The following is a 15,366-nucleotide window of genomic DNA, read 5'->3' as shown; positions in this document are numbered from 1 at the left end:
GCCTATGGCGTAGAGGGGTTGGGGGCGGTCGGATTCGATGGCTTTGACGATCGTGGTGGCGACCTTTTCGGGGGTGATGCCTTTCGCCTGCTTTTCATCGAGCTTCGCCATGAAGGTCGTGAAATCGTCGGTGTGGGCGGAACCTTCGATGAGGTATTTGGTGCGGCGCTCACGGAGTCCGGTGTCGATCTGGCCGGGCTCGACGGCGGTGATCCAGACGCCGAAAGGGGATTCCTCGAAGCGCGCGGCGACCGCGAAGCCGCGCAGTGCCGCCTTGGTGGCGACGTAGGAGGAGCGGTAGGGCATCGGGAAGCTGGCGAGCATCGATCCCACCATCACGACCCGGCCGTACCCGCGTTCGCGCATGCCGGGCAGCACCGCTTTGGTCAAGGCGACCGGGCCGAGCACGTTCAGCTGGAACAGGCGCTCGACGGCGTCGGTGGGCAGTTCGGCCAGCGGACCCGCCTGGCTCTCGCCCGCGTTGTTGACCAGCACGTCGACCTGATCCAGACCGGCGGCGAAGGCTGCCAGCGAGGTCGAATCGGTCAGGTCCAGCGCCCGATACTCGATCCCCGGAACCACGGCGTCCGAGCCGATGGCATCCGGGTTGCGGCTGGTTCCGATCACGCGATACCCCCGCGCGGCCAGCGCGGCGGCTGTCGCCTTCCCAATTCCGGACGACGCACCGGTGACCACAGCGACGCGAGACATAGCGCTCCTTTTCGACGGCATTGTGCTGACGATATCGTCAACTCCCGAGCTGCGCTACCGGCAAGTAACTTCTGCGGCCATCGGTGCGGCCGGTCGGGTACGGAAAACATGCGGCGTCGACGCGTCCGCGCGGCGGCGGGAAACGGGAATACAACGCGTGGTGGCGGCTCGGGGATTGCCCATTGAATTCTGCATGGCGGCTTCGGGACCACCCCCGGCGTCGCTACGGAGCCACATGCGCATCGGCCGGGCGTCAGCGGGCCTGTGAGCTGGGCGGACGGGCTTGCGATGTGACGTGAGATACGCACCGCCGCAGCGGAAGTCGTTCACTGACGGGAAGTCCGCGCGGATGTCGCCGGTCGGGTGATGGGGCTAGTGTTGGCCGGCGCGGTGCAGGCCGGAGACGCTGCCGCGTAACCCCCCGACGCCGAGGAGATTGTGGTGGTAGTCGATACCGTCCGTGAGGAACAGGCGATTCGTCAGATGACGGAGCGGCTGGTCGAGAACTACACCGAGACTTATTCTCCTGAGCATATCGAGACCACCGTGGGTGCGGCGCGGCAGAAGTTCGCAGGCCGCCCGGTGCGGCAATTCGTCCCGATCCTGATCGAACGAGTGGTGCGCCGGGAACTGGAGAAGACGCCCGAGGCGGAAGTCCAACCCGCGACGGTTCCCTTGGAGAAGGACCCGGAGCCCGCCGCGGCCGGTGCCGGAAAGATGCCGGACCTCCGTGAGTTGTGGTCGTCGAAGAAGCGTTTCGCGCCGTACGCGGTAGGCGCCGTCGTGATCGTGACGGTGATCGCCGTCGTCCTCGCCGTGCGGCAGCCCGCTGCCGAGGCGCCCGCTGCCGCTCCGGCCCCTGCCGCGCCGCTCACGGTGATCCGTGGCGTGGTCGGATCGGAGAAGATGCAGTTCTTCCAGGACCCGAAGGTCCTCGACGCGCTGGCGCGCAACGGCGTGCGCGTCGAGGTCGAGCCCGCCGGGTCGCGGCAGATCGCCACCAGCATGGATCTCACGAAATTCGACTTCGCGTTCCCGTCCAGCGAACAGGCGGCGGAGCGAATCCAGCGGCAGCGCAACGTGACCGCCAAGTACACGCCGTTCTCCTCGCCGATGGCGGTCGCGACGTTCACGCCGATCGTCGATTTGCTGGCGAAGACCGGGGCGGTGCGTCCCGGGCCGGTCTCGACCCTCGACCTGCGCCGCTACCTCGAATTGGTGCGCAGCGGCACGCGCTGGGACGAACTTCCGGACAACACCGCCTACCCGGTGCGCAAGAACATCCTGATCTCCACCACCGACCCGCGCAGCTCGAACTCCGCCGCCATGTATCTGGCCGCCGCGAGCTATGTCGCGAACAACAACACGATCGTGCAGGGCCAAAGCGCCGAGCAGGCGGTCCTGCCCGCTCTGTCGCGGCTCTTCGTCGGCCAGGGTTACACCGAGAACAGCACCGAGGGGCCGTTCAACAACTACCTCGCCACCGGAATGGGTCCGACGCCGATGGTCTGGATCTACGAGTCGCAGTACGTCGAAGCGACCGTGCGCGGCCAGGTCAAACCGGAGATGACGCTGTTGTACCCGTCGCCGACGGTGTTGTCCCGGCACACGCTGGTGCCCTTCGGCGAGACGGGTGACCGGCTGGGCCGCCTGTTGTCCACCGACCCGGAGTTGCAGCGGCTGGCCGCCGAGCACGGCTTCCGCACCAACGACGGCGCCCAGTTCGCGAAGGTCACCGCCGAACGCAATGTCCCGGTCGCGGCGGATCTGCTGGACGTGGTCGCGACCCCGACCTTCGACACGCTGGAGCATCTGCTCGACGGAGTCACCAAGACCTACAACTGATGCCCCGCCCGCGCTCGCGTTTCGGTGGAGTCGATCCGGGCATCCTTTTCGCATCAGGTGCCGGAACAACGGCCGGCATCGCGGCGGGAGGAAACACCGGTGACAGCGGACGACGGGCCATGGGAGATCCCTCCGATCGATGACGCTCCGGACATCGCGCGCGACAGCGCGCCGCAACCCGGGGCGGCGATGGCCGACACCAGGAACTGGCCGGGCTACGGATTGTTGCTGGTCGCCGCGGGGGCCGCGATCACGGCCGCGGTGCTCGCGGGCGGGGGATTCGCCCGTTTGTCCGTCGTGGCCGCGATCATCTCGGCCGTTTTCCTGCTGGTCGGCGTGGGCCTGATCGTGCTGGAGCAGGTGCGCGCCCGCGGGCGGGCCCAGCGCGCCGAACAACCCGTCGAGCGGGCCGGCCTGCGGCCGGGATACTGACGGTCGCTCAATCCCGGGGCAGGAAGCCGGATTCGATGAATTCCCGCACGAACGTGTCCACCACTGTGCGGTCCACCGCCGGGCAGTCCACCCCCGTACCGGCCAACGCGGCGCGACTGTGCGCGTCGGCCCGGTCGATGTGCCCGGCGAGCTCGGCGAAATCGGTGCTCAGCAGCCCCGCGCGCACCAGCGAATCGTCGCCCATCGCGTCGCGCCGCCGTGCCTCGCGGACCAGTCCGGCGCGCACCGCGTCCTCCGGCACCGTCGCCACCGGCAGTCCGTGCGCACGCAGGCTGGCGAGGATCTCCCCGACCGCCAGCGGGGCCCGATTGACCAGGTGGTAGACGGTTTCCGAACGCGGGCGAACCGAGATCTCCACGATCGCGCCCGCCACGTAGCTCACCGGGACCAGGCAGACCGTGGCGTCGCCGAGGTCGGGCGCCATGCCGAGCGTCGCGGCGGCGCGCACCATGTTCCACAGCGAATCGTCGGTGCTGTTCACGCCGACGCTCGGGCAGCCGCAGATGGCGCCCGGCCGGTAGATGGCGATGGGCACCCCGCGCTCACCCGCTTGGCGGACCAGTTCCTCGGCGGCCCATTTGGAAGCGAGATAGCCGTTGCCGGATACCTGGTCGGCGCGCAGGCGGACGTCCTCGGTGACCACCGGCGCGTCGGAAGTCCTGGCGACGGCCGCGCCTACGGTGGAGACCAGGTGGAACGGCTTGACCCGCCGAGTCGTCGCCAGCCGCAACAACTCCCGGGTGCCCTCCACGTTGGCCTGCCGTAGTCGCGTGTACGGGTCGAGGTGATCGACCCGCGCGCCGTTGTGGTAGATCGCGTCGACGCTGTCGGCGAGGCGGTCGTAGTCGGTGGGGTCCAGGCCGAGACGTGGTGCGGTGAGATCGCCCGCGACGACCACGATCCGTTCCGCGGCGCAGGTCCCGGCGAGCCGGTAGCGGTTCAGCGCGGCGAGGATGCGGTCGATGCCTTCCTCGGCGTCGTCGGCGCGCACCACGCACCACACCCGCGCTTCGGTGCGCTCCAGCAGTTCTTGTAGCAGGTGTGCGCCGAGGAAGCCGGTCGCGCCGGTGAGCAGGACCTCCTGCGGCGGACCGGGGTGCGCGGGCGCGCATCCGCCGACGTCTATTTCCGGTTCGAGCACGGCGTCCAGCGCCGGTGTCGCGGCGGTGGGCGCGGCCGCCCCGGCCAGCCGTGCGGCGAGGCCGCCGACCGTCGGGGCCGCGAGGACGGCCGACATCGGCACCTCGCGCTGCAGCCGGGCCGACAGCCGTCGGTGCACCGTGAACGCGAGCAGCGACGATCCGCCGAGTTCGAAGAAGTCGTCCCCGGCTCCGATCGGGGACACCGCGAGCACGTCGGCGAAGACCTCCGCGATCACGCGTTCCAGCGGGGTGCCGGGCCGCGCGCCGCGCACCGGCACAGTCGCCCGGCCGACCGTCGGATCGGTCAGCGAGGCCGCCTCGATATCGCCGAGCTCGACGCTGGGACCGCCGGACCGGAAGTCCGTGCGGTTCAGGTAGTCCAAGGTGCCGCCACGGTTCCAGCGAACGAGGTCGCCGGTACGGTACATCCGCTCGCCCGGGTGCAGCGGATCGGCGAGGAAACGTGCCGCGGTCGTGCCGGGCGCGCCGTGGTAGCCGCGGGCCAGTTGAACGCCACCCAGATAGAGTTCGCCCGGCACGCCGACCGGGACCGGTCGCAACCGCTCGTCCAGGACGTGGCACCGCGCATTCCATTCCGGCACGCCGATGGGAATGCCGTGCCCGGTACGGTCGGCCGCCGAGACGGCGTGCCGGGTGACGCTCACCGCGGCCTCGGCAGGCCCGTACAGGTGGTGCAGACCGGCTCGGCACATACCCGCGAAGCGGCGCGTGGTCCGCGGGGACAGTGCCTCGCCGCGGACGAGAACCGCTCGCAGCGAGGACAATTCGTCCGCTGTCGCGTGCTCGGCGAAGATCGCGAGCATCGTGGGAAAGAAATCGGTGAGTGTCACCCGGTGCTCGGCGATCAGGCGGCGCAGCGCGGCCGGGTCGTGGTGCTCGTCCGGCCCGGCCAGGATCAGCCGTGCGCCCGCGCGCAGCGGCAGGAAGTAGCCCCACAGGGACACGTCGAAGGTCGCCGGGGTCTTGTGCAGGTACACGTCGGTGGCGTCGACGCCGTACTCGGCCTGCATCCAGGCGAGCTGGTGCACGATCCCCCGGTGCGCGACCACCACGCCCTCGTAGCGGCCGGTCGGCCCGGAGGTGTAGAGGACGTACGCGGGCTGGTCGGCGTGCCAGGGCGCGCGGCGCTCGGCGTCGGTCACCGGCGCCGGATCGAAGTGGTCGAGGTCCAGTGCGCAGACGTCGTAGGCGTCGGTTGCCGTGAAATCGTCCGCGCCGGTGGTCAGCACACACCGGGGCGCCGCCGACGCCAGGACGGAGCGGATGCGTTCGGCAGGGTGGCCCGGATCGATCGGCACCCATGCCGCACCCGCCGCCACGATCGCGTACAGCGCGACGACCTGCGGGATCGAACGCCGCATCGCCACCGCCACCACGGTCTCCGGGCCGACGCCTTGTTCGATCAGCCATCGAGCCAGGCGCGCGGACCGCTCGCGCAGCCGCTCGTAGGTGATCGTCTCGGGCCCGCAGACCACCGCGATCGCGTCCGGCGTCGCCTCCACTTGCCGCTCGAACGCGGCGGTGAGCGGCTCGGCGGGGACATCGCGCTCCGAACCCGTACCCCAGAATCGGATTCGCTTGTGTTCGACCGGATCCATGATGTCCAGGTCGCCGACGGCGGCGCCGGGATCGGCCGCGACTTGGCGCAGGATGCGGATGTAACCGTCGAGGAAACGCTGCACGGTGTGTTCGTCGAACAGGTCGGTGCTGTAGCCGAACCGGATGACCATCTCGCCCGGCTCGCCGTCGGCGTCGCGGGTGTCCACGTCGACGCGCAGGTCGGTTTTCGCCGTGTCGGCGTCCACGTCGAGCAACGACACGTTCGGTCCGGACAGTTCGAGAGTGGGCTCGGTGAAGTTGTGGAACGCGAAGCCGACCTGGTAGAGCGGGTGGCGTCCCGGCGAGCGCGTCGGGGCGAGCGCGTCGACCACGTGCTCGAAGGGAACGTCGGCGTGGATGAAGCCGGTCAGGTCCCGCTCCCTGGTGCGCCACAGCAGCCCGGTGAAGCTGTCGGCGGAATCGATGACGGTGCGGGAGACGGTCGTGTCGGCGAACACGCCGACGACATCCGCGAGCGCGGGCTCTGCCCGGGTGTTCGTCGGCACGCCGATCGCGATGTCGGTACTTCCGGACAGGCGGGCGAGCAGGACGGCGAGCGCGCAGCGCATGACCAGGAACAGGGTCGCGCGCTGTGCGCCCGCGACGGCGAGCAGGTCCCGGTGCAGGGTCGCGGGAATCGCGCGCTGGGTGACCGAGCCGCGGAGCGTGGCCACCGCCGGGCGCGGCCGGTCAGCGGGCAGGTCGAGTGCCTCGGGCAGGCCGGCCAGCTCGCCGGTCCAGTACGAGAGTTGCCGCGACAGTGGCGAATTCGGGTCGTCGGGCGAACCGAGCAGGTCCCGCTGCCACAGGGTGTAGTCGGCGTACTGGACCTCCGGTGGCTGCCAGGTCGGCGGCGCACCCGCGGCGCGGGCCGCGTAGGCAAGGGCGACGTCACGGGCCAGCGGCGCCAGTGACGACCCGTCGGCGCAGATCTGGTGCAGGGCACAGACCAGCACGTACTCGGTGGGCGTACGCAGCAGCCGGACGCGCAGCGGCACCTCGGCCGCCACGTCGAAACCCTGCCGCAGGATCGAGCGCACCCGGTGGGGCACCGCGTCGTCGGACAGCTCCTCCACCGCGAAATCGACGGCCGCGCAGTCCATGTCGAGAATCTGCTGCCGAGGTCCGGCGTCATCGGCGGGGTACGTCGTGCGCAACGACTCGTGCCGTTCCATCGTGTCGGCGAAGGCGGCGCGCGCGGCCGGGACGTCCAGCTCCGACAGCCGCAGTGTGAAGCCCGCGTTGTCCACCGAGGACGTCGGGTCGAACTGGTTGCGCAGCCAGAACCGCAGCTGTGCGGGGGAGAGCGGGATGCGCGCGGGCCGGGCGCGGGCGCGCAACTGTGGGCGAGTCGTGTCGAAGTGCCGCGAGCGGATCGCCGTGGCCAGGGTGAGCGCCGTCGGATGGTCGAACACCAGCCGCGGCGGAATGCGGACCCGCCAGGTTTCGCTGAGGCGCGCGGCGACCTGTGTGGCCAGCAGCGAATTGCCGCCCGCCGCGAAGAAGTCGGAGTCGGCGCCGAACCGCTCCCGGCCGAGAACGCGCGCGAAGACCTCGGTGACCAGTTCCTCGCCGAGGTCGGCGGCGGCCCGGTGGTCCGGCTCGTCGAGGGCGCGTACGCGCAGCGCGGGCCGATCGGCCTTGCCGGTCGGAGTGCGCGGGATCCGTTCCAGGACCGTGATCGTGTCGGGCACCATGTATTTCGGCAGCACCGCCGACAGCGCGTCCACCAGGGCGGCGGGATCCGGGACGTGGCCCGGTTCGGGCTGGACGAACGCGGCCAGCGTGGTCTCGCCCGCGGCGGTCTTGCGGTCGACGGTCACGGCCAGCCGGACGCCGGGCCGCGTCGAGAGGATCGCGTCGATCTCGCCGAGTTCGATTCGGAAGCCACGCACCTTCACCTGGTCGTCGGCACGGCCGAAGAAGTCCAGGTGGCCGGACACGGTGCGCCGGACGAGGTCGCCGGTGCGATACATCCGGCAGCCGGGCGGTCCGGACGGATCGGGCGTGAACCGTTGCGCGGTCAGGCCGGGTCGTCCGTGGTATCCCCGCGCGACTCCGGGCCCCGAGACGTACAGCTCGCCCACGACACCGGCGCCGACCGGGCGCAGCCGGTGGTCGAGCACCTGGCAGCGCATGCCGCGCACGGCCGATCCGATGGTGAGCGCAGCGTCCGGCGACAGCGCCGGGCTCAGTGTCGCCATGACGGTGGTCTCGGTCGGGCCGTAGACGTTGTGGAACACCCGGCCTTCGGTGGCCCAGTGCCGCGGCAGCATCGGTGGGCACGGTTCGCCGCCGACCATGACCGAGCGCAGCGCGGGCAGTCCGGCGGGTTCGATCGAGGCCAGCACGGACGGCGTCAGGAAGACATGGGTGATCGACTCCCGCGCGAGCAGCTCCGCCAAGGCGCTACCGCCGTAGACGGTGGGCGGGGCGATGACCAGGGTGGCGGCGCGGGAGATGGCGAGCAGCAATTCCAGCACCGAGGCGTCGAAACTCGGCGACGCGAAGTGCAGCACCCGCGCGTGCTCGTCCGGTGTGTGCCGCGCGGCCAGTTCGGTGCACAGCGCGGCGAGTCCGGCATGGGTGACCGCGACGCCTTTCGGGCGTCCGGTCGACCCCGAGGTGTAGATCACGTAGGCGGTATGGGTGGCCCGCGGACGCGTCGGCCGTTCGAGATTCGCGATGGTGTCCGGCGGGTTCGCCGCTACCAGCGCGCTCACTCGGGCCTCGTCCAGCACAAGCCAATTCACCTCGGTGGGCAGTGTCGCCGTGTGGGCCGATCGAGTCAGTCCGAGCGTCGCGCCGCTGTCGATGACCTGAAACCGGATGCGGGACGGCGGAAGCGCCGGATCGACGGGTACGAAGGCGGCGCCGGTCTTGGCGATGGCCCACACCGCGACCACCGAATCGAGGGAACGCGGCAGTGCCACCGCGACCGCCGTCTCGGGTCCCGCTCCCGCGGCGAGCAGCAGGCGCGCCAACCGGGAGGAGCGGGCGTCGAGGTCGCGGTAGGTGATCTCGGTGCCGTCGCCCACCACGGCGATGCGATCTGGATCGCGCTGCGCGGCGGTGACCAGCAGTGCCGCGAGTGTGGCTGGGTCGGAATCGGCTGATCCGCGGTGTCGTCCGCCGCGGTCGGGCGGACGAGAATCCCGGATTCCGCTGGTCATGACTTCGTCCGTTCCGCGTGGCAACAACCGCGGATAGGCTATAGCCGCCCAGGGGAATTCTTCACCGATGAGAAGGCGCCGCTCACCGGGTTCCGTGCCCCTCGCACGCCGCCAGCGCGGTGTTCTTGGTGGCGTTGAACCGGTCGATCGCCGCGTTCAGCGTGTCGGTGTCGGCACGCCGGTCCAGCGTGTCGGCCAAGGCGTTGGTGTCGTCGCGGTAAGCGCGCAACGGGGTCGCGACCGCGGACGGCACCTCTTTGGACACGTTCTGGTCCACCGAGCGCGCATTGTTGCGCAGTGTCGTGACAGCGGTGTCGGCTTTGCTGTTCGTGTCGGGGTCGCTGCGGCCTTTCGTGTTGCTGGCATCGATGTAGTCGTTGAACGCCCGCACCGAACTGCCGTTCGCGGCCAGGAAGGCGTCACACGCCGATCCGGTCGCACGTTCGACGGCCGCGGCCCTGGACGAGGAGGCGGCCGCCGAGGAGGAGGTCACCTCCGAGGCGTATGCCGCCAGATCGGTCCGGTTGACCTCCGCCGTACCGGAAACCTGCTGTGCGCAGGCGCCGATGATCAGCACGCCCGCGGTGGTGGCCAGCGCGGCGGCGAGCAAGCCGGCGCGTTCGAGTCGTCGCATGGTCGGTCCCTCACTCCCCTCGGAAGTCCGGCCGGGACGGATGCGCAGAGCCGGACCATCCGACCGTACGTCGTGTGGGCGAGCGACGCGCGCCCGCACCGATATCGATGGTCAACCGATATCGGTGCGGGCCGCGGTTCAGCTCTGGCCGAGCATGGTTCGCATCTGCTCGATCTCCGTCTGCTGGGCGGCGATGATGGCGCGGGCCAGCGCCTTCGCGTCGGGGTCGGCGCCATCGGCCAGTTCGGTCTCGGACATTTCGATCGCGCCCGCGTGGTGCTCGATCATCATGGTCAGCCACTGCCGGTCGAAGTCCGGGCCGGATGCCGCCTGTAGCGCCGCCATCTGTTCGGCCGACATCATGCCGGGCATCCCGTGGCCGCCGTGCCCTTCGGTCGCGGTGGGCGCCGGTTTGCCGAAGCTCTGCAACAGCGTGGCGATCTGCCGCATCTCCGGCTCCTGCGCCTGCTCGACATTCGCGGCGAGCGCGCGCAGCTGCTGGTTGTCGGTGTGACTCGGCACCAGCCGCGCCATTTCGACGGCTTGGGCATGGTGCGGGTACATCATCTGCAGGAACGTCACGTCGGCGTCGTTGTGCTCGGCGTGCTCGGACGTGCCGGGCGCGGCCGAGGTGGTCGTGGAGGTGCCGTGCTCGGTGGTGTGGCCGGTGTCGGCGTCGCCGCATCCGGCGAGGCTCACTGCGGCCGCGACGAGCACGAGGGGCAGGAGGGTACGCGTGGGGAACATGGGTTGGCTCCTAGCGAAATGCGAAGTCTGGGGACGAAGGGGACGACGCCGCGACCGTGGTTCGGACACACGGCGGCGACGGACCTGTCAGATCCGCAGAATCGCCAGCTCAGCCCGGGTGAGAACGGTCCAGGGCGGTGGCCGTTCCTGGCGCGGCCGCCAGTGCCGTGGGCGCGCCACTCCGTTGCCGGGACGATCGACCGCCATGCGATAGAGCAGCACCAACGCGGCCAGTGCCACGAGGGCGACCAGAATGAACACGCAGCCGTGCAGGGCGCTGTGCGTGCCCTCGCACCCGCCGCCCGCGCACGGCGGGTTCTCGATCGAGCGTGCGGTTTCGGTCCAGGACGCGGGGCCGGTGGGTGCCGCGACGACCTGCGCGGCGAAGGACTCGTCGGATGCGACTATCGGCGCCTCCGCCGTGCGGAAGGACGCGAGGAACGTCCGCTCCTGCGGATGATGTCGGTCGTGGCCAGAAGCGCTGTCCGGGGTCGGCGGTGCCGCGTCTCGGTGGTGCGACCCCGTCTCGTGGGCCGGTCCAGGACTGACGAGCGCTGCGCTGCCCGGTCCGGGTCCGCCGGGTACCGCCGCGGAAGCGGAGGCCGGGTGCGCACCCGCGGCGTGCCCATGCCCGCCGCCCGCGAAGATCGCCGAGTGCATGGCGATGACCCCGGCGAGCAACGCCAGCACACCGAGCAGCCGGGCGAGCCCGGCGGCGCGGAGGATGCGGCGTTCGACCACGAGTGCCGAGTCTAGTCGTCGCCGCTCCCGCCGCCGGCAAATACCCCTTGGGTGTACCCGTATCTACGGGTTCGCGATGTCGATGACCAGCCGGGTCGGGTTGGACAGGGCGCTGACGCTGAAGGCGGGCCGGTCGGCCCGGAGGCCGATGAACGACTGCGTGACGCCTTCGAACACTGTCGTCCGGTAGACGCCCGCGACGCCGGGGACCGCCGGGTCGACGGCGGGGTCCGGGCCCGCGTACGGCGTCACGCCGCTGTCGAACGGGTAGGCCGAGCCGAGGATGCGCACTTCGAGGATCGACCGGCCGGCCACGTCCACCGGATTACCGCTGCCGTCCTGCACGGCGGTGTCGGTGTAGCGGACCAGCCAGCCGGGCGTGCCGACGCCGCCGAGGTCGTAGACGACGCGATCGAAGCCGGGCTGACGGCCGAGGCGAATGCCGGTCACCGTCAGCGCGGCGTCACCGGATGCCTTGCCCTGCTTCGGCCCGGTGTCCTGCGGTAGTGGAGCCTGCGCCACCGCGGCCGACGTGCCGGTGATGGAAGCGACCGGCAGACCCGGTGTCGACTCCTCGTCACCACAGCCCGCGAGCAGTGCCGTCGCGACCGCGACCGAGAGCACCATCCTTTTGCGCATGGCCCGATGCTACTCAGCGAAAAGCCTCGGAGGGCGTAACCGGAGAGTGTTGCGGCTGATTCGCCCCCGGGCGGTCGCGTACTCGGGCGAGCGCGGATTCCGCCGGAATGTCAGGACTGGTCTGATAATTGGCACGTCTCGCGCCGCGGTTGCCACACCGCCCTCCGCCGCCGCCGAGCGCGTCCGTCGGGCGTATCCATGCGATCCGGCGACAACCGGTGCGCGGCGGTCACCGGGAGTCGGCGCGAAAGGGGTTGTCGGCCCGTGCTTCAGCGCGCGCACCGGCTCGCCGCGCAGGCCGGGAGATCGAATGGGCGGGGTGGACGCGACCAGTGGGCAACGATCTAGCACACTTGAGGTGTGGGACATGTCGATGACGTACTGAGCCGGCTGCGGCGGTATCCGGACGTGGAGGCGCTGAACCTCTACGCGGTGGACGCCGCTGATCGGCTGCTGCTCGACGTCGCGGCCGACGCCCTGGCGACCGTCGATAGCGGCAAAGTAGCCATTGTCGGTGACGCTTATGGCGCACTGACCCTCGGCGCCATCGCGGGGCACGATCTGCGCGACGTGCGGGTGCACCAGGATCTGCTCACCGGCGAACTCGCGCTGGCCAACAACGCCCGTGCGGCCGGGCTTTCGGACCGCTACACCGCCCACCCGCTCGGCGCCGGGTTGCTGCGCGATGCCCAGGTGGTCCTGCTTCGCCTGCCCCGGGTGCTGGCCGGGCTGGCCGAGGTCGCCGACGCCATCGCGCGCTACGCCGACCCGTCGGTCCAGGTCTACGCGGGCGGCCGGGACAAGTATCTGACCAAGTCGATGAACGACGTTCTGGCCCAATCGTTCTCCGAGGTGCGCGCCAGCCGTGGCAGGCAGAAGTCGCGGACGCTGCTGGTGACCGGGCCCAAACCGGTCGCGGGTCAGCCGTTTCCGGTGCGCGACCGGCTGGAGGAACTGGGTCTGGAGGTGGTCGCGCACGGCGCGGCCTTCTCCGGCGCGCGCCTGGACATCGGCACCAGATTCCTGCTCGAGCATCTGAAGCTGATGAAGCCGGACGCTCGCGACGCCATCGATCTCGGCTGCGGCACCGGCATCCTCGCCGTCGTGCTGGCCACCGCGCGGCCGGGCATCAAGGTGACCGCCACCGATCAATCCGCCGCCGCCGTGGCCTCGGCGCGGGCGACCGCCGAGGCGAACGGGGTCGCCGACCGCGTGTGCGTCGTGCGCGACGACGCGATGTCCTGCGCCGCGGACAACAGCGCGGATCTGGTGCTGTGCAATCCGCCGTTCCATGTCGGCGCAGCCGTGCACACCGGATCGGCGATCAAGATGTTCGCCGAGACCGGGCGGGTGCTGCGCCCCGGCGGGGAACTGTGGACGGTGTACAACTCGCATCTGAACTACCGGGCCGTGGTCGAACGGATGGTGGGCCGGACCGAGGTGGTGGGACGCAACCGGAAATTCACGGTGACTCGTTCCGTGCGTGGTCTGCACGACCCCCGGCAGCGGTAGAGTCCGAATTGTCTGGTCCGTGCGGCCCGCCCACCGGGAACTCACGACGGATGACAAACGTTGGACAGGGCAGTTGGATATCGAGTGGACCAACTCGATGAACAGCGGCAACGACTCCAGAAAGGGACGCCGTTCACATGCGTACCACGAGCAATCCGGTTTTCAGGAACCTGCCAAGGCAGGAGGGCGGTGGATACGCCAACTTCGGTTCCGGCGTGACCACCGCAGGACAGTTCGGCAACCAGTACGGCCAGCCCCAGCAGTACGGCCAGTACCCGCAGCAATACCAGCAGGCCCCGCCCGCCACGCGGGCGATGACCATCGACGACGTGGTGACCAAGACGGGCATCACCCTCGCGGTGCTCGCGCTGTCGGCGATCGTCTCCTACGGCCTGACCAACGCGAACACCTCGCTCGCGCCGCTGTTCGTGATCGTCGGCGGCTTGGTCGGCCTGGTGCTGGTGCTGATCGCGACCTTCGGCAACAAGATGGACAACCCGGTGCTGGTGCTGTCCTACGCCGTCGCCGAGGGCCTGTTCCTCGGTGCGCTGTCGTTCATGTTCACCAACATCGAGTTCGGCGGCGTCGGCGGCAGCGCGATGATCGGTCAGGCGGTGCTGGGCACGTTCGGTGTCTTCGCGGGCATGCTGGTGGTCTACAAGACCGGCGCCATCCGGGTGACGCCGCGATTCACCAGGATCATCGTCGGCGCCATGATCGGCATCCTGGTACTGGTGCTGGGCAACCTGGTCGCGAGCTTCTTCATCGACGGCGGCCTCGGCCTGCGTGACGGTGGCCCGCTGGCGATCGTGTTCAGCCTGGTGGTCATCGCCATCGCCGCGTTCAGCTTCCTGCTCGACTTCGACGCCGCCGATCAGCTGATCCGCGCCCAGGCCCCGGAGCGGGCCGCGTGGGGTGTCGCCCTCGGCCTCACCATCACCCTGGTCTGGCTGTACGTCGAGATCCTGCGGCTGCTGAGTTACTTCCAGAACGACTAGCCGTTCGGCAAAAGGGCGGTCGCCGGTTCTCCGGCGACCGCCCTTTTCGTTCAGCCGATCAGCTCAGCCGCTCGATGACCATCGCCATGCCTTGGCCCCCGCCGACGCACATGGTCTCCAGACCGAACTGCTTGTCGTGGGTCTGCAGGTTGTTGATCAGCGTGGTGGTGATCCGGGCGCCGGTCATGCCGAACGGGTGGCCGAGGGCAATCGCGCCGCCGGAGACGTTCAGCTTGTCCTCGTCGATCTTCAGCTCCCGGGCCGAGCCGAGCACCTGCACCGCGAACGCCTCGTTGATCTCGACCAGGTCGATGTCATCGATGGTCTTGCCCGCCAGCGCCAGCGCGCGCTTACACGCCTCGATCGGGCCGAGGCCCATGATCTCCGGCGACAGGCCGGAAACGCCGGTGGACACGATCCGCGCCAGCGGGGTCAGGCCGAGCTCCTTGGCCTTGGTGTCGCTCATGATCACCAGCGCCGCCGCGCCGTCGTTGAGCGGGCAGCAGTTGCCCGCGGTGACCGTGCCGTCCGGCCGGAACACCGGCTTCAGCGCGGAGACCGCCTCGTAGGTGACCCCGGCGCGCGGGCCGTCGTCCTTGCTGACCACGGTGCCGTCCGGCAGCGTCACCGGGGTGATCTCCCGCTCGAAGAAGCCGTTCTTGATCGCTTCCTCGGCGCGGTTCTGCGAGCGCACGCCCCAGCGGTCCTGGTCCTCGCGGGTGATGCCGGTGGAGGTCGCCACGTTCTCGGCGGTCTGTCCCATCGCGATGTAGACGTCGGGGATCAGGCCGTCCTCGCGCGGGTCGTGCCAGATGCCCGCGCCGCCCTCCGCGGTCTTCGCGGTGCGCGCCTGCGCCTCGGCGAACAGCGGGTTCTGCGTGTTCGGCCAGCTGTCGGCGGAACCGTTCACATACCGCGACACGGTCTCCACACCGGCGGAGACGAACACCTCGCCCTCGCCCGCCTTGATCGCGTGGAAGGCCATCCGGGTGGTCTGCAGCGACGAGGCGCAGTAGCGGTGCACGGTGGTGCCGGGCACGAAGTCGTAGCCGAGCTGCACGGCGACGACGCGGGCGATGTTGAAGCCCTGCTCACCTCCGGGGGAACCGCAGCCCAGGATCAGGTCATCGATCTGGGCGGGGTCCAGGGCG

The 15,366-nt window shown here is 70.1% G+C and carries 11 protein-coding genes; 4 read left to right on the top strand and 7 right to left on the bottom strand.

Annotation, left to right across the window (positions count from 1 at the left end):
• The coding region (locus HOV91_RS35545; RefSeq protein ID WP_174189597.1) for an SDR family oxidoreductase at nt 1-711 on the bottom strand (711 nt) is incomplete at its 3' end.
• A 441-nt stretch (nt 712-1,152) separates the two neighbouring features.
• On the opposite strand from HOV91_RS35545, the gene HOV91_RS35540 reads away from it, so the two are divergent.
• Nucleotides 1,153-2,556, top strand: coding sequence for a three-helix bundle dimerization domain-containing protein (locus tag HOV91_RS35540; RefSeq protein WP_312884898.1), 1,404 nt, complete (start codon nt 1,153-1,155; stop codon nt 2,554-2,556).
• A gap of 99 nt (nt 2,557-2,655) precedes the next feature.
• Nucleotides 2,656-2,988 (top strand): hypothetical protein, encoded by a 333-nt coding sequence (locus tag HOV91_RS35535; protein WP_174189595.1) that lies wholly within the window; start codon nt 2,656-2,658, stop codon nt 2,986-2,988.
• 7 nt (nt 2,989-2,995) lie between these two features.
• On the opposite strand, the gene HOV91_RS35530 is transcribed toward HOV91_RS35535, so the two are convergent.
• The 5 genes from HOV91_RS35530 to HOV91_RS35510 form a co-directional block, all read right to left on the bottom strand.
• Complete coding sequence (locus HOV91_RS35530; protein ID WP_174189594.1) at nt 2,996-8,944, bottom strand: non-ribosomal peptide synthetase; 5,949 nt, start codon at nt 8,942-8,944, stop codon at nt 2,996-2,998.
• A gap of 82 nt (nt 8,945-9,026) precedes the next feature.
• A complete protein-coding gene (locus tag HOV91_RS35525) occupies nt 9,027-9,578 on the bottom strand; it encodes an Rv2240c family protein (RefSeq protein ID WP_174189593.1) in 552 nt (183 codons plus the stop codon).
• Between the two features lie 138 nt (nt 9,579-9,716).
• A complete protein-coding gene (locus HOV91_RS35520) occupies nt 9,717-10,325 on the bottom strand; it encodes a DUF305 domain-containing protein (protein WP_174189592.1) in 609 nt (202 codons plus the stop codon).
• An 87-nt stretch (nt 10,326-10,412) separates the two neighbouring features.
• Nucleotides 10,413-11,066 (bottom strand): hypothetical protein, encoded by a 654-nt coding sequence (locus HOV91_RS35515; RefSeq protein WP_174189591.1) that lies wholly within the window; start codon nt 11,064-11,066, stop codon nt 10,413-10,415.
• 63 nt (nt 11,067-11,129) lie between these two features.
• Nucleotides 11,130-11,705 carry an AMIN-like domain-containing (lipo)protein gene (locus tag HOV91_RS35510; RefSeq protein ID WP_174189590.1) on the bottom strand — a complete coding sequence of 192 codons (576 nt, stop codon included), beginning with the start codon at nt 11,703-11,705 and terminating at the stop codon, nt 11,130-11,132.
• 360 nt (nt 11,706-12,065) lie between these two features.
• Between HOV91_RS35510 and HOV91_RS35505 the strand changes: the two genes are divergently transcribed.
• Both HOV91_RS35505 and HOV91_RS35500 read left to right on the top strand, forming a co-directional pair.
• Nucleotides 12,066-13,217: a class I SAM-dependent methyltransferase gene (locus HOV91_RS35505; protein WP_174189589.1), complete on the top strand. Its 1,152-nt coding sequence runs from the start codon at nt 12,066-12,068 to the stop codon at nt 13,215-13,217.
• Nucleotides 13,218-13,354: 137 nt separating this feature from the next.
• The gene (locus HOV91_RS35500; protein ID WP_174189588.1) at nt 13,355-14,215 is read left to right on the top strand and encodes a Bax inhibitor-1/YccA family protein; all 861 of its coding nucleotides are present in this window, start codon (nt 13,355-13,357) and stop codon (nt 14,213-14,215) included.
• Between the two features lie 58 nt (nt 14,216-14,273).
• Here HOV91_RS35500 and HOV91_RS35495 read toward each other — a convergent pair.
• Nucleotides 14,274-15,366, bottom strand: a 1,093-nt coding sequence (locus HOV91_RS35495) for an acetyl-CoA C-acetyltransferase (protein ID WP_174189587.1), incomplete at its 5' end; no start/stop codon positions are given.

Origin of the sequence: Nocardia barduliensis (assembly GCF_013315795.1) — a bacterium.
Classification (GTDB): Bacteria; Actinomycetota; Actinomycetes; order Mycobacteriales; family Mycobacteriaceae; genus Nocardia; species Nocardia barduliensis.
This window is presented reverse-complemented; position numbering and strand designations above follow the sequence as displayed.